At 62.0% G+C, this 22,134-nt stretch carries 14 protein-coding genes and 4 pseudogenes; 13 read left to right on the top strand and 5 right to left on the bottom strand.

Going from position 1 to position 22,134, the window contains the following annotated elements:
• On the top strand, positions 1–1,015 hold a 1,015-nt coding region (locus BZ163_RS03930), incomplete at its 5' end, for an iron-containing alcohol dehydrogenase (RefSeq protein WP_143511006.1).
• An 11-nt stretch (positions 1,016–1,026) separates the two neighbouring features.
• Positions 1,027–2,594: pseudogene (locus tag BZ163_RS03925) on the top strand (amino acid permease).
• A 183-nt stretch (positions 2,595–2,777) separates the two neighbouring features.
• Here the strand turns inward: BZ163_RS03925 and BZ163_RS03920 are convergent.
• Positions 2,778–3,014 carry a hypothetical protein gene (locus BZ163_RS03920; RefSeq protein WP_128869851.1) on the bottom strand — a complete coding sequence of 79 codons (237 nt, stop codon included), beginning with the start codon at positions 3,012–3,014 and terminating at the stop codon, positions 2,778–2,780.
• Positions 3,015–3,182: 168 nt separating this feature from the next.
• Between BZ163_RS03920 and BZ163_RS03915 the strand changes: the two genes are divergently transcribed.
• Positions 3,183–4,946 carry an L-lactate permease gene (locus BZ163_RS03915; RefSeq protein WP_128869850.1) on the top strand — a complete coding sequence of 588 codons (1,764 nt, stop codon included), beginning with the start codon at positions 3,183–3,185 and terminating at the stop codon, positions 4,944–4,946.
• A gap of 360 nt (positions 4,947–5,306) precedes the next feature.
• Here BZ163_RS03915 and glcC read toward each other — a convergent pair whose 3' ends face one another.
• Positions 5,307–6,074 carry a transcriptional regulator GlcC gene (gene glcC / locus BZ163_RS03905; protein WP_128869849.1) on the bottom strand — a complete coding sequence of 256 codons (768 nt, stop codon included), beginning with the start codon at positions 6,072–6,074 and terminating at the stop codon, positions 5,307–5,309.
• Between the two features lie 234 nt (positions 6,075–6,308).
• On the opposite strand from glcC, the gene glcD reads away from it, so the two are divergent.
• From glcD to BZ163_RS03880, 5 genes and pseudogenes are all read left to right on the top strand, one after another.
• A complete protein-coding gene (gene glcD / locus BZ163_RS03900; protein WP_128869848.1) occupies positions 6,309–7,808 on the top strand; it encodes a glycolate oxidase subunit GlcD in 1,500 nt (499 codons plus the stop codon).
• Positions 7,808–8,872 (top strand): glycolate oxidase subunit GlcE, encoded by a 1,065-nt coding sequence (gene glcE, locus BZ163_RS03895; protein WP_128869847.1) that lies wholly within the window; start codon positions 7,808–7,810, stop codon positions 8,870–8,872. Before glcD ends, glcE begins: the two co-directional genes overlap by 1 nt.
• 3 nt (positions 8,873–8,875) lie before the next feature.
• Positions 8,876–10,096 (top strand): annotated as a pseudogene (gene glcF, locus BZ163_RS03890) (glycolate oxidase subunit GlcF).
• A gap of 19 nt (positions 10,097–10,115) precedes the next feature.
• Positions 10,116–10,517 carry a heme-binding protein gene (locus BZ163_RS03885; protein ID WP_128869846.1) on the top strand — a complete coding sequence of 134 codons (402 nt, stop codon included), beginning with the start codon at positions 10,116–10,118 and terminating at the stop codon, positions 10,515–10,517.
• Between the two features lie 55 nt (positions 10,518–10,572).
• Positions 10,573–12,748: pseudogene (locus BZ163_RS03880) on the top strand (malate synthase G).
• A gap of 393 nt (positions 12,749–13,141) precedes the next feature.
• Here BZ163_RS03880 and BZ163_RS03875 read toward each other — a convergent pair.
• Positions 13,142–14,665 carry an MFS transporter gene (locus BZ163_RS03875; RefSeq protein ID WP_128869845.1) on the bottom strand — a complete coding sequence of 508 codons (1,524 nt, stop codon included), beginning with the start codon at positions 14,663–14,665 and terminating at the stop codon, positions 13,142–13,144.
• 417 nt (positions 14,666–15,082) lie between these two features.
• Here BZ163_RS03875 and yghX point away from each other — a divergent pair, with 417 nt between their 5' ends.
• A complete protein-coding gene (yghX, locus tag BZ163_RS03870) occupies positions 15,083–15,970 on the top strand; it encodes a YghX family hydrolase (RefSeq protein ID WP_128869844.1) in 888 nt (295 codons plus the stop codon).
• 13 nt (positions 15,971–15,983) lie between these two features.
• On the opposite strand, the gene BZ163_RS03865 is transcribed toward yghX, so the two are convergent.
• Both BZ163_RS03865 and BZ163_RS03860 read right to left on the bottom strand, forming a co-directional pair.
• A complete protein-coding gene (locus BZ163_RS03865; RefSeq protein ID WP_128869843.1) occupies positions 15,984–17,138 on the bottom strand; it encodes a carboxylate-amine ligase in 1,155 nt (384 codons plus the stop codon).
• Positions 17,139–17,149: 11 nt separating this feature from the next.
• Positions 17,150–17,398: a hypothetical protein gene (locus BZ163_RS03860; protein WP_128869842.1), complete on the bottom strand. Its 249-nt coding sequence runs from the start codon at positions 17,396–17,398 to the stop codon at positions 17,150–17,152.
• 166 nt (positions 17,399–17,564) lie between these two features.
• On the opposite strand from BZ163_RS03860, the gene BZ163_RS03855 reads away from it, so the two are divergent.
• From BZ163_RS03855 to BZ163_RS03840, 4 genes and pseudogenes are all read left to right on the top strand, one after another.
• Positions 17,565–17,804: a hypothetical protein gene (locus BZ163_RS03855; protein WP_128869841.1), complete on the top strand. Its 240-nt coding sequence runs from the start codon at positions 17,565–17,567 to the stop codon at positions 17,802–17,804.
• Positions 17,805–18,056: 252 nt separating this feature from the next.
• On the top strand, positions 18,057–18,563 hold the full coding sequence (locus BZ163_RS03850; RefSeq protein ID WP_128869840.1) for a sigma-70 family RNA polymerase sigma factor: 507 nt from the start codon (positions 18,057–18,059) through the stop codon (positions 18,561–18,563).
• Positions 18,560–19,528: a FecR domain-containing protein gene (locus tag BZ163_RS03845; RefSeq protein ID WP_128869839.1), complete on the top strand. Its 969-nt coding sequence runs from the start codon at positions 18,560–18,562 to the stop codon at positions 19,526–19,528. The genes BZ163_RS03850 and BZ163_RS03845 overlap by 4 nt, the downstream gene beginning before the upstream one ends.
• A 102-nt stretch (positions 19,529–19,630) precedes the next feature.
• Positions 19,631–22,067 (top strand): annotated as a pseudogene (locus tag BZ163_RS03840) (TonB-dependent siderophore receptor).
• Positions 22,068–22,134 lie beyond the last annotated feature (67 nt).

Raw genomic sequence — 22,134 nt, 5'->3', positions numbered from 1 at the left:
CGCCGCCGCGCTGGACGCCCTGCGCGCCGCCGGTCTTGGCGTGGCATTGTTTTGCGACCTCAAGCCCAATCCGGTCGAAGCCAACCTGGCGGGCGGGCTCGATGCCTGGCGCGCCGGCAAGCACGATGGCGTAGTCGCCTTCGGCGGTGGCAGCGGCCTGGACATGGGCAAGCTCATCGCCTTCATGAGCGGCCAGACGCGACCGGTCTGGGATTTCGAAGACATCGGCGACTACTGGACCCGGGCCGACGAAAGCCGCATCGCCCCGGTGATCGCGGTGCCGACGACAGCGGGCACCGGCTCGGAAGTGGGCCGTGCGGCGGTGATCATCGACGAGCGCAGCCACACCAAACGCATCATCTTTCACCCGAAAATGATGCCACGAGTGGTCATCAGCGACCCGACCCTGAGCGTCGGCATGCCGGCCAAAGTCACCGCCGGCACCGGCATGGACGCGTTTTCGCACTGCCTGGAGGCCTACTGCGCCCCCGGTTTTCATCCCATGGCCGAAGGCATCGCCGTGGAAGGCATGCGCCTGATCGCCAATGCCCTGGTGCGGGCCGTGCACATGCCCTCCGACCTCGAGGCGCGCGGGCAGATGCTCGCCGCTGCGGCGATGGGCGCCACCGCCTTCCAGAAAGGCCTGGGCGGCATGCACGCCCTCGCCCATCCGGTGGGCGCGCTGTACGACACCCATCACGGCATGACCAACGCCACCTTGATGCCCTATGTCCTGAAATTCAATCGCCCGGCCATCGAAGAGCGCATCACGCGCCTGGCGGCCTGGCTGCGCCTGCCTTCGCCGGGTTTCGACAGCTTCCTGGCCTTCGTCCTCAAACTGCGCAAGGACATCGGCGTGCCGCACACGCTGTTCGAGCTGGGCGTGGACGATCGCCAGGCCGACCTGATCGCGGACATGGCGGTTGTCGACCCCTCGGCCAGCGGCAACCCGTTGCCGTTGACCCGGGCCGGTGCGGCCGAGATTTTTAACGCAGCTTTTCACGGCCGTCTGTAGGAGCACACCCAATGAACCCAGCAAGCCAGCCCGGCACCGGCGCGCCGCAAGACGATGACGTCAAGGTGCTGCACAGCATGGGCTATGCCCAGCAGCTTGTCGCCGACGAATGGGCGTTTTCTCCAACTTTGCCATTTCCTTTTCGATCATCTGCATCCTCTCGGGCGGCATCAACTCACTGGCCCAGGGCACCTCGGGCGCGGGCGGCGCGTCGATCGGCATCGGCTGGCCGATCGGCTGCCTGATTTCCGGGGTCTTTGCCATGGCCATGGCGCAGATTTCCTCGGCCTATCCGACCGCGGGCGGTCTGTATCACTGGGGTTCGATTCTAGGTAACCGCTTCACCGGCTGGCTGACGGCCTGGTTCAACCTGCTGGGGCTGGTCACGGTGCTCGGGGCGATCAACGTCGGGACTTACTACTTCTTTTTCGGGGCTTTCGGTCCGGCCCTGGGCATGGAAGACACAACGACGACCCGGGTGATCTTCCTGGCGATCCTCACCGGCATCCAGGCCTTGTGTAACCATTTCGGCATTGGCCTGACCGCCAAGCTCACCGACTTCTCGGGCTATCTGATCTTCGCGACGGCGATCGCACTGACCATCGTGTGCCTGATCGCGGCCCCCAGCTATGAATTCGTCCGGCTGGTGACCTTTGGCAATTATTCCGGCGAGGCCGGCGGCAGCGTCTGGCCACAAGTCTCGAACGGCTGGATTTTCATGCTCGGCCTGCTCTTGCCGATCTACACCATCACCGGCTATGACGCCTCCGCGCATACCTCCGAAGAAACCCGCAACGCGGCGATGTCGGTGCCGGTCGGCATGGTCATGTCGGTGGTCTGGTCGCTGCTGTTTGGCTGGCTCATGCTCAGCTCGTTCGTGCTGATGCTGCCGAGCATGGACGAAGCGGCGACGAAGGGGTGGAATGTGTTCTTCTGGGCGATGGACACTCAAGTCAACCCGACCGTCAAGACGGCGCTGTACCTGGCGATTTTCATCTCGCAGTTTCTGTGCGGGCTGGCGACCGTGACCTCGGTTTCACGAATGATTTTCGCCTTCTCCCGCGACGGTGGCCTGCCCTTCTCGCAAGCTCTGGCCACGGTCTCGCCGACCTATCGCAGCCCGGTGGCGGCGATCTGGACCGGGGCGACCCTGGCGGTATTGTTCGTCTGGGGCTCGTCGGTGATCTCGATCGGTGCAACGCCGGTCTATACCATTGTGGTGTCCTGCACGGTGATCTTCCTGTTCTTCTCCTTCGTCATTCCGATCATCCTCGGCCTGTTCACCTATGGCACGTCGAAGTGGCCGACCATGGGGCCATGGAACATGGGGCGCTTCTGGTACTCCTTCTTCGCCATCCTCTCGATCCTCTCGATGGTGATCATTTTCATCATCGGCATCCAGCCACCGAACGATTGGGCGCTGTACATCACCATCGGGTTCCTGGTCCTGACGGCCATTATCTGGTTCGGTTTCGAAGCGCGACGCTTCCAGGGGCCGCCGGTGGGCGACATGATCGTCAAGCGCCAGGCGCAAATCGCCGCGGCGGAAGCGGCGTTGAACAAACAGGCCGGGCGCTGATGCAGCAGCCCCTGTAGGAGCGAGCTTGCTCGCGATGGTCTCAAGGGCGACGCGCTGATTCAGAAAGAACGCGTTTTCGTTACCGTCCATCGCGAGCAAGCTCGCTCCTACAGGGAGTCTGGCGTTAGATGCCAGTTGATCCAAAGAGCACGGCGTTAGATGCCAGTGAAGTCAAAGCGCACGTCACAGGGTTCTCTGGCTGTTCCCGATGCCCTTGGCGATATCGATGCCCCAGTCCATCGCGGCTTCCATATCCAGCATGTGCGGTTTCGGGTCATGATTTTCGTCGATGACCGTCCCGTCAGGTCGGTAAACACCGATAAACATCCCAAGGGATCCGTCCTTCAGAATCTCGGTCCTAACCTCGATCTTGCATCCGTTGGAAAGCGTTTCCTTGTGCTGTATATGGCGTTCAGTCATTGCTGCATTCCTCCCGTCGACGTGCGGTTGCGCATTCACCTACTGGCCATGTTAGCTCAGTGCGGCCCGTTCGCGGGGTGGCCAGGACAGCGGCGCAATGCCACCTATACTACAAGCCACCGCCCCTTCGGGGTCTGCATTCCCAACAATAAAAAGCAGAGGTGGAACATGGTCTGGCAGCAAATCTACGATCCGTTCAATAGCCCGGTGTTTTCAACCATCATGGCGGCAGTGCCGGTGGTGGTGATGCTGGCAGCCTTGGCGTTTTTCCACATCAAGGCGCACCTGGCGGCACTCATGGCGCTGGGTTCGGCGTTGATCATTGCAATCTTCGCCTTCGGCATGCCGGCGAACATGGCCGGTTCCGCCGCGCTGTACGGTGCCGCCAACGGTTTGCTGCCGATCGGCTGGATCGTGCTCAACATCATTTTCCTGCACCGGCTGACGACCGAGAACGGCTCGTTCAAGGTGCTGCAGGACTCGCTGGCACGCATCACCGACGATCGACGGCTGCAGTTGCTGCTGATCGCCTTCTGCTTCGGCGCATTCTTCGAAGGGGCCGCGGGGTTCGGCACACCGGTGGCGGTCACCGGGGCCATCCTGATCGGGCTTGGGTTCTCGCCGCTGGCGGCGTCCGGCCTGGCGTTGATCGCCAACACCGCGCCGGTGGCGTTCGGCGCCCTAGGCACACCGATCATCACCCTGGCCAAGGTGACCGGGCTGGATGAAATGGAACTGTCGATGATGGTCGGTCGCCAGTTGCCGTTTTTCTCCGTGATCGTGCCGTTCTGGCTGATCTGGGCGTTTGCCGGCTGGCGCAAGATGCTGGAAATCTGGCCGGCGATCCTGGTGGCCGGAGTCAGTTTTGCCGTGCCGCAGTTCCTGGTGTCCAACTACCACGGACCGATGCTGGTGGACGTGATCGCCGCGCTGATTTCCATGGCCTGCCTGACCGGTTTCATCAAGGTCTGGAAACCGGCCACCATCCATACCTCCGCAGCGCTGTCAGGACGGGTGGACAATTCCAAGATTGACGATGAGCACGACGTCGAACCCACAGCCACCGCTACCTTCAACAGCGAAAACCGCTCGGCTGTGATGCGTGCCTGGATGCCCTGGATCGTCCTCACGGTGTTCGTCTTCGCCTGGGGCACCCAGAGTTTCAAAAACATGTTCGATACCCGTGCGGCAATCGATCCGGTCACTAATTCGGCCAAACTCGACCCGCAAGGCAAGCCGATGCGCGAGGCCAACCCGATCTTCGCCCCGACCTTGACCTTCACCACCATTCACCAGCAGATCGAGAAGGTGCCGCCGGTGGTGCCTGTGCCCAAAACCGAAGAAGCGATCTACAAATTCAACTGGTTTACCGCCACCGGCAGCGGCATCCTGCTGTCGGCCATCCTCGGCGGGTTGTTGATGGGGTATTCCATTCCTCAACTGATTCACCATTACCTGCGAACGATCTGGCTGGTGCGTTATTCGCTGATCACGATCGTGGCGATGCTTGCCCTGGGTTTTCTTACCCGTTACTCGGGGCTGGACGCCACCATGGGCCTGGCTTTCGCCGCCACGGGCATCTTCTACCCGATGTTCGGCACCCTGCTCGGCTGGCTCGGCGTGGCCCTGACCGGTTCGGACACGGCCTCCAACGTGCTGTTCGGCGGCTTGCAGCGGGTGACCGCCGAGCAACTGGGACTCAGCCCGGTGCTGATGGCGGCGGCCAACAGTTCCGGCGGGGTCATGGGCAAGATGGTCGACGCGCAGTCGATCGTGGTCGCCTCGACCGCTACGCGCTGGTACGGCCATGAAGGGGAAATCCTGCGTTACGTGTTCTTCCATTCGATCATCCTGGCCATCCTGGTCGGTGGCCTGGTGACGTTGCAGGCGTATGTAGAGCCGTTCAGCAGTATGGTCGTCGGCGGAAAGTGATCGACGCAAAACCCTGTAGGAGCTGGCTTGCCAGCGAAGGCGGCGTATCAGTCAACATCGATATTGACTGTACTGCCCTCATCGCGAGCAAGCCCGCTCCCACAGGTATCGCTGCCGTGCACGAATATTATGCCCAACACAAAACCCTGTAGGAGCGAGCTTGCTCGCGATGGACGTCAACGATAACGCGATCACCCTGAATAAACGCATCGCCCTTCAGACCATTGCCGGAACGCCGCCCGGAGCAAGCTTGCTCCTATACGTCGACCCCTGCATTCGTGGCGAGAAACGCGCGGGCGATGGTGCCTTCGTCGCAGACCAGGATGAACAGGTGCAGGGACAAGTGATCCAGGTGCTGCATCAGGTCCACCCCTCCAGCCGCAGCGTGGCCCGGACCAGCCGTTGCTCCTCGCCTTCGATTTCCTTGAGGTTGTCGCACAGGCTCTGGATGTGCGCGATGGCCGCCTTGCGCGCCTGCTCCGGCATGCGCCCGGTCACAGCGTTGTAGAGTCGCGCGTGGTGGCGGTCGATCTGGCGCTTTTGCGGTTCGCGGTGGTAGAGGTTGTTGACCGAGGCAAACACCGTGTTGAGCAGCAAGTCGGTCAGCGAGCGCAAGGTCTGCACCAGCACCGGGTTGTGCGAAGCCTCGCAGATGGCCAGGTGAAACGCATGATCGAGCCGGGCATGGTCGCTCGCTTGCAGCGGATGGTTATGAGCATCGATCAATGCCTCATACGCACGAGTGATCAGGACAAAGTCGGCGTCGGTGCCGCGCAAGGCCGCCAGGCGCGCGGATTCGCCCTCGAGCAGGCTGCGCACTTCGAACAGATCATAAAGGGTGCGTGGCTGCGAGCTGAACAGGTGCATCAGCGGCGATACCCCACCGTGACCGGAAAGGTCGGCGACGAATGAGCCCTTGCCCTGTTCGGTCCGGATAATGCCGCGGGCGCGCAACAGCTTCAGCCCTTCGCGCAGTGCCGTGCGCGAGACGCCGAGTTTTTCCGTCAGGCGCCGCTCCGACGGCAACAGCTGCCCGGTCTTGAGCACCCCGTCGACGATCAGCCGTTCGATGCGCTCACAAACCACGTCCGCGACTTGCGGGTTACGACTCGTTCCTGGGTTTTCCATTAACTCTCCAACTGGTATGACCAGCTGCACAAACTTAATCAGACTCCCGCAGACACACTTATAAGCTGATGTTCTATAGAGTGTTTTTCAGACATGACGGGGAATTTAGAATAAAAAACTGGTTCGACCAGTCAAACAACGCATAGACAGTAGACCGCCTCGGACCAATGATGCAAGTGAGCGTTATCCGCAAACAGGGCTCTAATAAAAACAACCGAGTGCCGTGAACCGCCTATGAACATCCTCTACGATGAACGCGTCGACGGTGTCTTGCCTGATGTCGACAGGGCCGCACTGATCCAGGCGCTGCAAACGCGCTTGCCGGATCTGGAAATCCTGCATCAGCGCGAAGAACTCAAGCCGTACGAATGCGACGGACTCTCTGCCTATCGCACCACGCCGATGCTGGTGGTGCTGCCACGTCACCTCGACGAGGTGCAAGGCGTGCTGCGTGTCTGCCACGAACTGCAGGTCCCGGTGGTCGCCCGCGGCGCCGGCACCGGTTTGTCCGGCGGTGCGTTGCCCCTGGAAAAAGGCGTGCTGTTGGTGATGGCGCGCTTCAACAACATCCTGCACATCGACCCCGCCGCCCGCACCGCCCGGGTCCAGCCGGGGGTGCGCAACCTGGCGATATCCCAGGCGGCGGCACCGTTCGGCCTGTACTACGCGCCGGACCCTTCCTCGCAGATCGCCTGCTCCATCGGCGGCAACGTCGCGGAAAACGCCGGTGGCGTGCATTGCCTGAAGTACGGGCTGACCGTGCACAACCTGCTCAAGGTCGACATCCTCACCGTCGATGGCGAGCACCTGAGCCTGGGGTCGAACGCCCTCGACTCGCCGGGGTTCGATCTGCTGGCACTGTTCACCGGCTCCGAAGGCATGCTCGGGGTGATCACCGAAGTCACGGTCAAGCTGCTGCCCAAACCGCAGACCGCCAAGGTGCTGCTGGCGGCGTTCGACTCGGTAGAAAAGGCCGGGCGCGCCGTGGGTGACATCATTGCCGCCGGCATCATCCCCGGCGGCCTGGAAATGATGGACAACCTGGCCATACGCGCCGCCGAAGACTTCATCCACGCCGGCTATCCGGTGGATGCCGAAGCCATTCTGCTGTGCGAACTCGATGGCGTCGAAGCCGACGTCCATGACGACTGCGACCGCGTGCGCCAAGTACTGGAACAGGCCGGCGCCACCGAAGTGCGCCTGGCTAAAGACGAGGCCGAGCGCGTGCGCTTCTGGGCCGGGCGCAAGAATGCGTTCCCGGCGGTGGGCCGGCTCTCCCCGGATTATTACTGCATGGACGGCACCATCCCGCGTCGCGAACTGCCCGGCGTGCTGCAAGCCATTGCCGCACTATCGGCCGAGTACGAACTGCGGGTGGCCAACGTGTTCCATGCCGGTGACGGCAACATGCACCCGCTGATTCTGTTCGATGCCAACCAACCCGGCGAACTCGATCGCGCCGAAGCCCTGGGCGGCAAGATCCTCGAATTGTGCGTCAAGGTCGGTGGCAGCATTACCGGAGAACACGGTGTGGGCCGGGAGAAAATCAATCAGATGTGCGCGCAGTTCAACAGCGATGAGCTGACCCTGTTTCACGCGGTCAAGGCGGCCTTCGATCCCAGTGGCTTGCTCAACCCCGGCAAGAACATACCGACGCTGCACCGTTGCGCCGAGTTTGGCGCCATGCACGTTCACATGGGGCAGATGCCCTTCCCTGAACTGGAGCGTTTCTGATGCTTGGCGAACACAATATGGATGACAGCGGCACCCTGTTGGAACAAGTCAACCAGGCTTTGCAAAACGCCACGCCGTTGCGCATTCAGGGTTCCAACAGCAAGGCGTTCCTGGGGCGCATCGTCGCCGGCGAAGTGCTCGACACGCGCACGCACCGGGGCATCGTCAGCTACGACCCGACCGAACTGGTGATCACCGTCCGCTGCGGCACACCATTGGCCGAACTCGCGCAAGTGCTGGACGCGGCGCAGCAGATGCTGCCCTGCGAACCGCCATCCTTCGGCGACGACGCCACCGTGGGGGGCATGATCGCCAGCGGGCTGTCGGGCCCCCGCCGTCCCTGGTCAGGCTCGGTACGGGACTTCGTGCTCGGCACCCGGGTCATCACCGGGCTCGGCAAGCATTTGCGATTCGGTGGCGAAGTGATGAAGAACGTCGCCGGCTACGACCTGTCGCGCCTGATGGCCGGCAGCTACGGCGCCCTGGGCGTGATCACCGAAGTCTCGCTCAAGGTCCTGCCCAAACCGCGGCAATGCTTGAGCATCAGCCTCGACATGGACAGCAATCGCGCCCTGCTGCGCCTGGCGGAATGGGGCCAGCAACCGCTGCCGATCAGTGCTGCCTGTCACGACGGCCAGCGCCTGCACCTGCGGCTCGAGGGTGGCGAAGGTTCGGTGACGGCGGCCCATGACCGCTTGGGTGGCGAGGTGCTGGATGCTTCTTATTGGGCGGATCTCAACGAACATCGCTTGAGTTTCTTCGACGAGGACCAGCCACTCTGGCGTCTGTCGGTGCCGCACAACACCCCTAGGCTGTCCCTGCCCGGCCGGCAGCTGATCGATTGGGGCGGCGCACAGCGCTGGCTCAAATCCGACGCCGAGGCCTCGTTCATCCGCTCGATCGTCGAAGAGGTCGGCGGGCATGTGACCTGCTACAGCCACGGTCTGGTCGACAGCCCGTTCCAGCCGCTGCCGGAGGCACTGATGCGTTACCACCGCAGCCTCAAGCGGCAACTCGATCCCCGGGGCATCTTCAACCCCGGTCGCCTGTACGCGGAGCTTTGACCCATGCAAACCACCTTGAGCGAACAGGCTCGCCAACTGCCCCGCGCCGAAGAAGCCGAAAGCATCCTGCGCACCTGTGTGCACTGCGGTTTCTGCAACGCCACCTGCCCGACCTATCAATTGCTCGGCGATGAACTGGATGGCCCCCGCGGTCGTATCTATTTGATCAAACAGGTGCTGGAAGGCAACGAAGTCACCCGGAAAACCCAACAGCACCTGGATCGCTGCCTGTCCTGCCGTAACTGTGAAACCACCTGCCCTTCCGGTGTCGACTACCACAACTTGCTCGACATCGGCCGCGCGGTGGTCGATGCCGCCGTGCCGCGTTCGATCGACCAGCGTCTGTTGCGCGAAGGCTTGCGCGGCGTCGTGCCCAATCCGCGACTGTTCAAGGCGCTGGTGAGCAGCGGCCAGGTGTTCCGCGCGTTGCTGCCCACTGCTTTGCAGGCCAAGCTGCCGCGCCGCGTTTACCCCGGCCAAGCCGCGCCCGGTCACCCGCCACGCCCCGGCAGGTACTGATGCTCGAAGGCTGCGTGCAGCCGAGCCTGTCGCCCAATACCAATGCCGCCACGGCACGCGTGCTGGATCGGCTGGGGATCAGCGTCACGGCCACCCGCGAGGCAGGCTGCTGCGGCGCCGTGGACTATCACCTCGACGCCCAGGCCGCCGGCCTCGATCGCGCCCGGCGCAACATCGACGCCTGGTGGCCAAGCATTGAAAACGGCGCCGAAGCCATTGTGCACCACCGCCAGCGGTTGCGGCGCCTTCATCAAGGACTACGGGCACCTGCTCAGCGCCGACCCGGCCTATGCCGAGAAGGCGAAAAAGGTCAGCTCCCTGGCCAAGGACCTGGTCGAAGTGCTGCGCGACGAGCCGCTGGAAAAGCTTGGCGTGCACAGCGACCAGCGCCTGGCGTTTCATTGCCCCTGCACCTTGCAGCACGCACAGAAACTCGGTGGCGCGGTCGAGGCCATCCTGACCCGCCTGGGCTTCAACCTCACCTCCGTGCCCGACGGCCACCTGTGCTGCGGCTCCGCGGGCACCTATTCAGTGACCCAACCCGAACTGTCCCGGCAACTGCGCGACAACAAGCTCAATGCCCTGGAAAGCGGACATCCCGACGTCATCGTCACCGCCAATATCGGCTGTCAGTCGCACCTCGACGGTGCGGGCCGAACCCCGGTCAGGCACTGGATCGAACTGGTCGAAGCCGCATTGCCTTAACCCAACCCTGGAGAATTATATGAAAAGCAAAGCCGTACTGAGTCAGACCGAAGTCAGCCAGATCCTCGCTGCCGCCCGCACCGAAGCCCAGAACAACCAGTGGGCCGTGACCATCGCGATCGTCGACGACGGCGGTCACCCGCTGGCCCTCGAACGCCTCGACGGTTGCGCCCCGATCGGCGCCTACATCGCCACCGAAAAAGCCCGCACTTCGGCCCTGGGTCGGCGCGAGTCCAAAGGCTACGAAGAGATGGTCAACGGTGGACGCCACGCCTTCCTGTCAGCGCCCCTGCTGACCTCCCTGGAAGGCGGTGTGCTGATCATCGTCGTCGGCCAGGTCATCGGTGCCGTCGGGGTGTCCGGGGTCAAGGCCGAGCAGGATGCGCAGGTGGCCAAGGCCGGGGCGCAATGCCTGAACTGAATTGAGCCGGGCGCTGTTCGCGCTCGATAAACAGTGTGTGATGGAGATGTAAAAAGTGACCGATTTCGTCAACTGCCAAGGCCTCAGGGTCGCGCCCGTCCTGCAACGTTTCGTTGAGGTGGACGTGCTGCCGGGCACCGGTCTGGACCCGCAGGCATTCTGGGGTGGATTCGCCGCGCTGGTGCATGAACTGGCGCCGCAAAACCGCGCGCTGCTGGCCGAACGGGATCGCCTGCAAGCCGAACTGGATACCTGGCACCGCGCCCACCCGGGACCGGTGAGCGACATGCAGGCCTATCGCGATTTCCTCAGCGGCATCGGTTACCTGCAAACGCCACCGGCTGAGGTCAAGGTCAGCACCGCCAACGTCGATACGGAAATCAGCTTGCAGGCCGGACCGCAACTGGTGGTCCCGGCCGTCAACGCGCGTTATGCACTCAATGCCGCCAATGCGCGCTGGGGATCGTTGTACGACGCACTCTATGGCACCGACGTCATCTCGAACGACGGAGGCGCCGAGCCGGGCGGTACCTACAATCCCGCTCGCGGGTCGAAAGTCATCGCGTTTGCCCGGGCGTTCCTCGACCAGGCTTTTGCCTTGAGCAGCGGCTCCCATGCAGCGGTGACCCGTTACCAGATCGAAGACGGCACCCTGCAGGCCACCTTGAACGATGGCAGCCTGACCGGTCTGGCCGACGCCGCGCAATACATCGGCTTCCAGGGCCCGCCGGCCGACCCGGTGGCCATCCTGCTGAAAAACAATGACCTGCACGTGGAGATCCAGATCGACCGGCAGAGCGTCATCGGTCAGGCCGACACCGCCGGGGTCAAGGACCTGCTGCTGGAGGCGGCGCTCTCGACCATCATCGATTGCGAAGACTCGGTGGCCGCGGTCGACGCCGACGACAAGGTGCAGGTCTACCGCAATTGGCTGGGCCTGATGAAGGGCGACCTGCAAGAGGACCTGCAGAAAAACGGCAAGACCATCACCCGCCGGCTGAATCCGGACCGCGAGTACACCGCCGCCGACGGCGCTGCCTTGAAGCTGCACGGGCGTTCACTGCTGTTCATCCGCAACGTCGGGCACTTGATGACCAGCCCGGCGATTCTCGACCAAAGCGGGCTGGAAATTCCGGAAGGGATTCTCGACGGAGTCGTCACCAGCCTGATCGCCCTGCATGACCTGCAACGCCGCGGCAACTCCCGCACCGGCAGCGTCTACATCGTCAAGCCGAAAATGCACGGCCCAGCCGAAGTGGCCTTCGCCGAGCAGTTGTTCAGCCGCATCGAAGACCTGCTGCAGCTCGAACGCCACACCCTGAAAATGGGCATCATGGACGAAGAGCGCCGCACCAGTGTCAACCTCAAGGCCTGCATTGCCGCCGCGTCCTCACGCGTCGCCTTCATCAACACCGGCTTCCTCGATCGCACCGGCGACGAGATGCACACCGCCATGCAAGCCGGCGCGATGCTGCGCAAGGGCGACATGAAAAGCACGCCGTGGATCGAGTCCTACGAGCGTAATAACGTGCTGGTTGGCCTGGACTGCAACCTGCGTGGCCGCGCGCAGATCGGTAAAGGCATGTGGGCCATGCCGGACCGGATGGCCGACATGCTGAAACAGAAAGTCGCCCACCCGCAAGGCCGGCGCCAACACCGCCTGGGTGCCTTCGCCAACCGCCGCGACCCTGCATGCGCTGCATTACCACCAGGTCAAGGTGCGCGGCGTGCAGGAGAAGCTCGAACACACCGATTTCAATGGTGTCAGCCAGTCGTTGCTGGAGGGCTTGCTCAGCGTGCCGGTAGTGACCGAGCCATCCTGGTCGGCGGACGAGATTCGTCAGGAGGTCGAAAACAACGCGCAAGGCTTGCTGGGGTACGTGGTGCGTTGGGTCGAACAAGGCATCGGCTGCTCCAAGGTTCCCGATATCCACAACGTAGGGCTGATGGAAGACCGCGCGACCCTGCGCATTTCCAGCCAGCACATGGCCAACTGGCTGCTGCACGGCGTGATCACCCGGGACCAGACTGTCGAGATATTGCAGCGCATGGCACGGGTGGTCGACGAACAGAATGCCGGCGATCCCCTGTACACGCCGATGGCGCCTGACTTCGAACAGTCGGTGGCGTTCCAGGCGGCGTGTGCGCTGGTGTTCGAAGGTGGCGCGCAGCCCAATGGCTACACCGAACCGTTGCTGCACAAATTCCGGCAGCGGTTCAAACAGCGCTGAACCTGTGTAGGAGCCGGCTTGCCGGCGAAGGCGTCTTCATGGCCACTGCAAGGCTTGGGGCCGCCTTCGCTGGCAAGCCAGCTCCTACACGATCACCTGCGCACCGCTGAACTGCGAAAAACGCCAACCCCTGTAGGAGCCGGCTTGCCGGCGAAGGCGTCTTCATGGCCACTGCAAGGCTTGGAGCCGTCTTCCGCTGGCAAGCCAGCTCCTACACCATCAACTGCACACCGCGTGGATTGTGAAAACCGCCAAACCCTGTAGGAGCCGGCTTGCCGGCGAAGGCGTCTCCATTGGCGCTGCAAGACTCGAGGCCGCCTTCGCTGCGGTGCGGCGCCCGACAAGCCAGCCTCTACAATTGTCAGGCCGTGTGGTAAACGACCCGACCTTCGATCACTGCCCCTCGGAAAGTTTTGTATTTGGTATGCGCAACGTACGCCGAGCAATCAGAATGGCCATGAGCGCCAAGCCGAACGTCACCCACGAAACCAGCCCGATCCCACCCTCGAATGCCCTTGCGGCCTGCGCCATCAATTCTCTCCCTTGATCAGCCGACAAGTCTGCCGCCACATGATGGGCGCCAGATAGCGTCTCACTTGCCAGCATCATCTGCACATCGCTCAGAAACCCCGGAAGTTGCAACGCACCGCGATAGTAGGCCGTGACGAGACCACCGAGTACTGTCGTACCCAACACCACGCCCACTTCATAGGCCGTTTCGCTAATGGCAGACGCCGCGCCCGCCTTTGCCGGTGGTGCGGCTGACAAAATCACATCATTGGACACCGTCGCGATCGCACCCACACCGATGTTCAGCAAGGCAAACGCCACGACCAAAACGGTCAGGTTGCTGCCCATGCTGGCGACCAGCAAAAATGCCGCTCCAGCAAACGCCATGAGAATCGGTACCAGCACATGCACTTGAACTCGCTGCGCGACAGGCACCACCGCCATCCCCACCACAATCGCCATGACTTGACCCGGTATCAACGCGAGACTGGCACTCAAGGGCGACATCTGGAGAACAATCTGCAGGAACTGAGTAGTGAAAAATACGAAGCCTACGAGGAATGCCAGGCTCATCAAATTGATCAGCACGGAACCGCTGAAGGTGCCGTTGCGGAACAGACTCAGGTCCATCAGCGGCACAGGCAATCGTAACTGCCGATGCACAAACATCCAGCCAGCAACGGCGCCTGCTGCAAATGCTGACAACGCCATCCAGTCGATACCATTGCTGGCGCTGTGTTTAATGCCATAAACAATGGCGCCCAATGCTGCCGTCGACTGCAGAATACTTATCGGATCCAGCGGCCCTGATGTATCTCGATCGGATTCGGGCAACAACAGAGGTCCCAACACCAGCAGCGGCACCAACACGGGTACCGCCAACAGGAAAATCGACCCCCAACTGAAAAACTCCAACAACACCCCACCCACCAAAGGACCGAGTGCCGATCCCACGGTCAAGGTCGTAGCCCAGATCGCGACCGCCAGTCGCCGTTCTTCTCGATCTTCGAACACCGAACGTATCAACGCCAGCGTTGACGGCATCAACATCGCGCCGAAAATACCCATGCATGCTCGCCCGGCAATCAGTTGCAGGGCGGTATCGGAATACGCCGTCAGCACCGACATTATGGCAAAACCCAAAGACCCAGCCAGCAGCAACTTACGATGGCCGATTCGATCCCCCAGACTCCCCATCGACACCAGCAATCCCGCCAAGACCAGCGAGTAAGCATCGATCATCCACAATTGCTGGCTAGCGCTGGGGTGTAGAGCTTCGGCGATCTTTGGCAGCGCGAATCCAAGCACTGTGTTGTCTACTGTCACTAGTAATACGGGTAGCATCAGCACGCTTAGGGCTAACCACTGTTTTGCTCTGCTTTGTGCTGCATCTCCTGCCAGGGTCATTAGAGACAATCCTTATCATGTAAGTAAATTCACTTCCCTCCTTGGAAGAAAAAGACCTTTTTATAATTTCGATACATTAAAACTCCATCAACTATTTGTTTCATATTGTATCTTCGAGACAACTCAAACACTTTCGAGTCAAATAACTAAACATCCAGTTAACTAACTGCCTTTGCTGAATCGAGGAAGGTAAAAGACAAAAGACAAGGACCAAACCTAATATCTGCCATAAAGGCGCTGAACATGCAGGAGCGAACCGGCGAAGGCGTCTTCATGGGCGGTGCAAGACTTGAGGCGGTCTTCGCTGCGGTGCGGCGATCCGACAAGCCCGCTCCTACACCATCGGCTACGCTCGATAATCATCGCTCACATCGTCGAGCCAACAGACATTCGACCCGCCCCAAAGGAAGCGCACAGATGACCCGTCTCACTGCGAAAGACTTCGCCCCGGAACTGCTCGAACTGTACGACCACTACGCCCACGGCAAGATCAACCGGCGCGAGTTTCTCGATCGTGCGGCGTTGTTCACCCTGGGCGGTTTGACGGCCAGCGCGCTCCTCGCCACGCTGAGCCCGAACTATGCGCTTGCCGAGCAGGTCGAGTTTACCGACCCGGACATCATCGCCGAGTACGTCACCTACCCCTCGCCCAAGGGCAACGGGCAGGTCCGTGGTTATCTGGTGCGCCCGGCGAAGGCCGGCGGCAAGGTGCCAGGGGTGGTGGTCGTGCATGAAAACCGTGGGCTCAACCCGTACATCGAGGATGTCGCGCGGCGCGTGGCCAAGGCCGGTTTCATCGCCCTGGCCCCCGATGGCCTGACCTCGGTCGGCGGCTATCCGGGCAACGATGACAAAGGCCGGGAGCTGCAGGCGACCGTCGACCCTGAAAAGCTCATGAACGATTTTTTCGCCGCCATCGAGTGGCTGATGAAGCACGACGCAACTACTGGCAAAGTCGGCATCACCGGATTCTGTTACGGCGGTGGCGTAGTCAATGCCGCGGCCGTGGCTTATCCGGAACTGGGGGCTGGCGTGTCCTTTTATGGCCGCCAGGCAGAGGCCAGGGACGTCCCCCGGATCAAGGCGCCCTTGATGCTGCACTATGGCGAACTGGATGCCCGGATCAACGAAGGCTGGCCGGCCTATGAGAAGGCGTTGAAAGCCGCGGGCAAGACCTACGAAGCCTACATTTATCCGGGCGCCAACCACGGTTTCCATAACGACTCCACGCCCCGGTACGACGACGCGGCGGCGCGGTTGGCCTGGGACCGGACGCTGGGATGGTTTCGGCGGTATCTGGTTTAGCGGTGAGTTCGGTTCATGACTCACACACTGCTCGATTGATGCAGGGTTGCTCCTCCGTCTCCATCAGCAACTGATCCACCACCGCCGACAGCGCGGCTTGCACATCCCCGGTGCTCCCCACGACTTGTCGGTAGAGGCTGCGCTGTCGCTCGGCACTGGTACCGTCCCGCAGAATCCGGCGCGCCTGGGGAAACACCTCCTCCACACCCATGGCCTGCGCGGCGTCGCCAAAGATCTGCTCGGCCATGAACAACCACTGCTCGGCAGAGAAAGGCCGGTCGTAACCCTCGACGATGAAGGACGCGTGAATGCCAAATCGTTTCGCCCGCCAGCGATTTTCCTGGAGGATCCATCGCGATTGCTGTGACCAGGTTGATCCGGGGCGGCGTTGATCGATGGCCCAGGCGACCAGTAATCGAAACAGAGAGGCGATGCACAGGGCATCCTCCAGGCGCGGGCACGCATCCGTCATCCGCAGCTCCAGGGTCGGAAACCGGGTCGCCGGTCGTACCCCCCACCAGCATTCGCTGGCCTGGCGGATGGCGCCGGTGCGGATCAGCAAGGCGACGTAGGCGTCATAGGCAGCTTGATCTTCGAAGTACTCGGGAACGCCCATCCTCGGCCACTCATCACAGGCCGTCTGGCGATAGCTCATGAAGCCGCTGTCGGCACCGTTCCAAAAGGGCGAGGAGCTGCTCAGCGCCAGCAACAACGGCATCCACGGCAAGACCTCGTTCATCACGCAAATGCGATCCAGATGGCCCGGCACCTCAACATGCACATGCAGACCGGATAGCAGGCTACGCCAGGCGACGTGCTGGTAGTCTTCGAACAGTTTGAGAAAGTGCATCTGCTCCGTGGCCTGTTGCGTACGCCAGTCCGCCAAAGGGTGACTGCCGGCCGTGAGCAATCCCAGACCATAGGACGCAAGTGCGAGCCGCAACTCTTGGCGAGCAGAACCCAGGTACTGTGTGGCTTGCGCCAGGCTGGTGAAGATCGGGGAAGCGACTTCGATCTGCCCCTGGAACATCTCAAGGGCAAAACACTCGCCCAGCACCGCCTTGCACGCGTCGATCGCCGCGCCGGGGGGCTTGCCGGACATGCACCGGGAATTCAGGTCGGTGATGAAGTATTCCTCTTCGATGCCAAACTTCAGGTGTCGGTTCATCCCTGCGCCCCTCAGTGATAGTCCTCGCCCGCGACCGCGCGCAGATACGCCTGATCCGCCTCGATTCGCAGGTCGCGCCACTCTTCCCAACTGACCATGCCCTGACGATCCATCTCGTCCGACTGTCGTAACAGCTCTTCATGGTAGGCATCGGGCGATTCCATGCGCAGCGCGATGTTTTCCAGCGCCCGGTGCCAGCCATCCAATGCACAAAGTCGCCGCTCCTCGGCCTGCGTCAGCAGGTTTCTGAATGAGTTCATGGCCGTGGACTTCCAGAGTGATTTTGTGAGGTTATTTTGGGAATGGAGCTATCGCCTGCGACATAGGTTCATGAAGGCCGACAAGAGGTGTAAAGGCGGCAGCAAAAATTCTCGAACTCGGCCCCGGGTGCTGCATCCAATGTGTAGGCCAACCGAGGTAAGCGCGATGAACAACGACGACCGCGACAACGACATCCAATCCCCAGCCACGTCGAACGCCCCGCCCACTGATGCATCCGGCAAGCCGGTCAATGTGGTGGAACGAGATATTGAGGACAGGGACAGCGACACCAAAGGGGTGGATGAAAGCATTACGCCCTGTTCCACTCGAACCAAGGAGCAGGACGCCGAGGAGCTCAGGAAAAAAATTGCCGAGATAGAACGCAAGGTGGCGGATGGTAACTAGCGGAGTATTCAGTAGGCGTCCACCTCGCCAGCGACGTCAGGGACGAGCTGATTGGGCCGCGACTGGCGAGGGGAACAACTAGACATTAGCTCAATATTCGTAGATGTCGCATGCGCCATGATCGCGGCCGCGGCTTTTTGTGCTTTTCAGACGAACCACCCGCCGGGGCGTTGGCAAACCCGGCGATTGCAGTGATGATCCTCGCACAGGTAAGATTGAGAACGATTCACACTCACATCTGGAAAGCCACCGGTGCAATCTCCTCCGACCAGCAAGCTGGGCTTCTTTTTCAGCGACCATCATCGCTGGCTGCTGCAGCATATCCAGCGTCGCCTGCGCAACCACGCGGACGCCGAGGACACTGCCGCCGATACGTTTTGCCAGATGCTGACAGCCCGCGTCGACCCCGACAGCATCGAACAACCTCGCGCCTACCTGTCGACCATCGCCCGCCGGTTGATCTTCGATCGGCATCGGCGGCGCAAGCTGGAGTTGGCCTACCTGGAACGCCTGTCCACGGTGCCGGAGGCGCTGGCACCCTCCCCCGAAGAACAGTTGCAGCTGATCGAGGCGCTGGTCGCCATCGACCGGGCCATCGATGGCTTGCCGCTGGTGGTCAAGGCGACCTTTCTCTACAGCCAACTGGACGGGCTGAGTTATGTGGCCATTGCGCAAAAGCTCGGGTTGTCGGAACGCACGGTCAGCCGTTACATGAAACAGGCACTGCGCCAGTGCTATCTCAGCGAGATGGCGCCATGAGCAGACCACAGCTGGACCCCGTCAGCGAGCAAGCCATTGACTGGATGGTGAGCCTGCGCGCCGGCAAGCCGGACGCCGCGTTGCAGGCGCGGTTCAACGCCTGGTTGGCGATGGATCCCGCGCATGCCCAGGCCTGGGCAAAATTGCAGGAGCGACTCGGTGGGTCCTTCAACACGGTGCGCGCCCTGGATCGACGCGTGCCCGGGCAGGCCGGCGAAGCGCGCCAACTGCTGTTGCAGCCCCACGGTTCGCGACGTGATGCGTTGCGTGTGATCGCCGGCCTGGGCCTGCTCGGCGGCGGTTTGTGGCTGGGCGCGCGCAGCCCGCTGGGTGACTCGCTGCTGGCGGACCTGCACACCGGGCGCGGCCAGCGTCAGGATTTCACGCTGACCGACGGCAGCCGCCTGAGCCTGAATGCCGACAGCGCGGTGGACTTGCAATTCGACGAGCAGCAACGGCTGGTGATTCTGCGTCACGGCGAACTGATGATTCAGGTGGCGGCCGATCCCCGGCGCCCACTGCGGGTGCGCACCGCCCAGGGTGAAATACGCGCACTGGGCACGCGTTTCCTGGTGTCTCAGGAGCAGGACGCCAGTCGTGTGGTCGTGCTGCAGCATTCAGTCCAGGCCCGGTTGATCGACGGCACGACGCTGGACCTGCAAGAAGGTCAGTCAGCCCTGATTAACGCCCGCCACATTACCCCCGTTGTCGGCGACCAGCGCCATCGCGCCGATTGGCTCAGCGGACGGCTGAATGTGCTGGACGAACCTCTGGAGCAGGTTGTCGAGGCGCTGCGCCCGTACAGCCGCGGATTTGTGCGCGTCTCGCCCGAGGTTCGGCACTTGCGCGTCCAGGGTGTATTCCCGCTCGACGACCCCGACCGAACCTTCACCGCGCTGGCTGAAACCCTGCCGATACGGGTCGATCGCTACAGCCCCTGGTTGACGCTGATTTGGGCGAAATAGTCGTGCAGAAAAATTTATTTTGAAAATCACTCTCATTCGTGTCCGGTTTTCATTTCTCGTCCCACCTATCTCCTGACACTTCCACACCATCAGGAGAATGCTGTGTTCAACCCGTGGCCCCACCCCCTTTGCATCGCCGTTGCCCTGGCAACCCTGGCAAGCCCTGCCCTGGCCCAGGACCTGTCCTTCAACCTGCCGGCCGGCCCCCTCGCCAGCACGCTGAATGCAATCGCCAGCCAAAGCGGGCATATCGTTTCACTGGAGCCTTCGCTGGTTCAGGGGAAACAGGCGCCGGCAGTGATCGGCCAGATGCCCGCCGCCGAGGCGATGCAAAGGGCACTGTCGGGCAGCGGCCTGCAGTTGCGCGTCACCGAGCAAGGCAACTTCAGCGTCGAACCGGCCACGGACAGCAACGCCGCGCTGCAACTGGCGTGCCACCAACATCGTCGAACGCAGTGTCGATGCCACCACCGAAGGCTCGGGCTCCTACGCCGCACGGGCGGTGACCATCGGCAAGGGCACCCACACGCTCAAGGAAATTGCGCAGTCGGTCACCGTGATGACCCGCAAGCAGATGGACGACCAGGGCCTGACCGACCTCAAGGACGCCGCCAACCAGACCACTGGACTGGTCGGCGTCCAGGGTGTGGGCAAAGGCATGATCCTGACCTCGCGTGGCTTCCAGATCGATGACTGGCAGTACGACGGCGTGCCGATCCCGCGCAACACCTACGCGCTGGGCAACTGGGCCACCCAGGACTTGATCTTCTTTGATCGCATGGAAGTGCTGCGCGGTGCGTCCGGCTTGCTCCAGGGCACCGGCAGCCCCGGCGGTGCGATCAACCTGGTGCGCAAGCGCGGCCAGAACGCACCCACCGTGACGCTCACCGGCAAGGCCGGCTCCTGGGACCATTATGGCCTGCAACTGGACGCCGGCGGACCGCTGAACCAGACCGGCACCGTGCGTGGCCGCTTCGTCGCCGACGAAGACCAGAGCCAATCCTTCATCGACTATGAATGGAGCAAGACCCACTCGTTGTACGGCGCGCTGGACTTCGATCTGCGCGAAGACACCACCCTGGGCGTGGCCGTCAGCCGCTCCGACGGCGAGTCGCGACCGATGATCCGCGGCCTGCCCCGCTACGCTGACGGCAGCCCGCTCGACGTGCCGCGTTCGACCTACACCGGTGCGCGCTGGAACCATTCGCAGATCGATGTCACCACGGTCTACACCGATCTGGAACACCGTTTCAACGACGACTGGGCCTTCAAGGTCGGCGCGGTGCGCATGACGGAAGACAACCAGGCGAAAAACCAACGGCTGCAAACCTCCGGCGACGGCCTCAATGCCGATGGCAGCGGCGTGCAATACGCCGACTTCGTCTCGGACTTCGACGCCACCAAGATCGGTCTGGACATGAACCTCGTCGGACGCTTCGAAGCCTTGTCGATGGAGCAGGAGATCATGCTGGGCGGCAACTACTCCAAGTACACCTCGGACGACCGTTTTGCGCGGACCTTCAACAACAGCAGCGACACGATCTTCGGCATCGATCATGACCGGCCTGAAATCAGCTACGACGGCTTGCTCAATACCCCCGGTGGCCGTGCGACCCCGAGCAAATACGACATCCGGCAAAAAGGCCTGTACGGCAGTTGGCGAGTCAAGCCGATCGAGCCGCTGACCCTGGTGCTCGGCGCCCGGGTCAGCTGGTACGACTACAGTTACAAATCGGCGACCCAGGTCGCGTTCAGCGACGTCGCTATCGACGACTTGCCAAGCACCACCAACGAAACCGGGGAAGTCACGCCCTACGCCGGCATCGTCTACGACCTGAACCGCGAATGGGCGGTCTATGCCAGCTACACCGACGTGTTCGAACCCCAGACTGCACGCACCACGAGCGGCTCGGTGCTCAAGCCGGTGATCGGCAGCAACTACGAAATCGGTCTCAAGGGCGAGCTGCTGGATGGCCGGGTCAATACGTCCCTGGCGGTGTTCCGTTACGACCAGGAGAATCGAGCGGTCAACGACGTCGCCTCGGGTTTCGCCTGCGACGGCTGGTACTGCTCGACGGCCTCCGGCAAGGTTCGCAGCCAGGGCATCGAGGCCGAAATCAGCGGCGAAGTACTCAGCGGCCTGCAACTGTTCGCCGGCTACACCTACAACACCACCAAATACCTCGAAGACCCGGTCGACGAAGGCCGGGTCTTCAGCCAGTGGACGCCGAAACACATGCTGCGGGTCTGGAGCGACTATCAGTTCAGCGGCGACTGGAGCCGGGCCAGCACCGGGCTGGGTTTCACCACCCAAAGCCACACCCTGGGTTACGAACGCACGTATGAGGTGCCGGGCTACACCGTATGGAACGCCCGCCTCGGCTATCAACTGACCCCGGAGATCGGCCTGGCATTGAACGCCAACAACCTGTTCGACAAGCGCTATTACACCGCGGGGTACGACCAGCTCAATGGCAACAACAACTTTGGTGATCCGCGCAATGTCATGTTCAGCGTGAAATACACCCCCACGTTCTAACCCCGAAAACCGCATTTTCTGTAGGAGCCGGCTTGCTGGCGAAGGCGTACTCAACGGCCGCCTTCGC

The sequence above is a fragment of the Pseudomonas sp. VI4.1 genome (genome assembly GCF_002029345.1).
Lineage (GTDB): Bacteria > Pseudomonadota > Gammaproteobacteria > Pseudomonadales > Pseudomonadaceae > Aquipseudomonas.
This window is presented reverse-complemented; position numbering and strand designations above follow the sequence as displayed.

Excerpts from the sequence above, each read along its gene's own strand:
- BZ163_RS03915 (WP_128869850.1), top strand. The coding sequence starts at position 3,183 with ATGGTCTGGCAGCAAATCTACGATCCGTTCAATAGCCCGGTGTTTTCA.
- BZ163_RS03920 (WP_128869851.1), bottom strand. The coding sequence starts at position 3,014 with ATGACTGAACGCCATATACAGCACAAGGAAACGCTTTCCAACGGATGC.
- BZ163_RS03875 (WP_128869845.1), bottom strand. The coding sequence starts at position 14,665 with ATGACCCTGGCAGGAGATGCAGCACAAAGCAGAGCAAAACAGTGGTTA.
- glcC (WP_128869849.1), bottom strand. The coding sequence starts at position 6,074 with ATGGAAAACCCAGGAACGAGTCGTAACCCGCAAGTCGCGGACGTGGTT.
- BZ163_RS03860 (WP_128869842.1), bottom strand. The coding sequence starts at position 17,398 with ATGAACTCATTCAGAAACCTGCTGACGCAGGCCGAGGAGCGGCGACTT.
- glcE (WP_128869847.1), top strand. The coding sequence starts at position 7,808 with ATGCTTGGCGAACACAATATGGATGACAGCGGCACCCTGTTGGAACAA.
- BZ163_RS03855 (WP_128869841.1), top strand. The coding sequence starts at position 17,565 with ATGAACAACGACGACCGCGACAACGACATCCAATCCCCAGCCACGTCG.
- BZ163_RS03845 (WP_128869839.1), top strand. The coding sequence starts at position 18,560 with ATGAGCAGACCACAGCTGGACCCCGTCAGCGAGCAAGCCATTGACTGG.
- BZ163_RS03885 (WP_128869846.1), top strand. The coding sequence starts at position 10,116 with ATGAAAAGCAAAGCCGTACTGAGTCAGACCGAAGTCAGCCAGATCCTC.
- yghX (WP_128869844.1), top strand. The coding sequence starts at position 15,083 with ATGACCCGTCTCACTGCGAAAGACTTCGCCCCGGAACTGCTCGAACTG.
- glcD (WP_128869848.1), top strand. The coding sequence starts at position 6,309 with ATGAACATCCTCTACGATGAACGCGTCGACGGTGTCTTGCCTGATGTC.
- BZ163_RS03865 (WP_128869843.1), bottom strand. The coding sequence starts at position 17,138 with ATGAACCGACACCTGAAGTTTGGCATCGAAGAGGAATACTTCATCACC.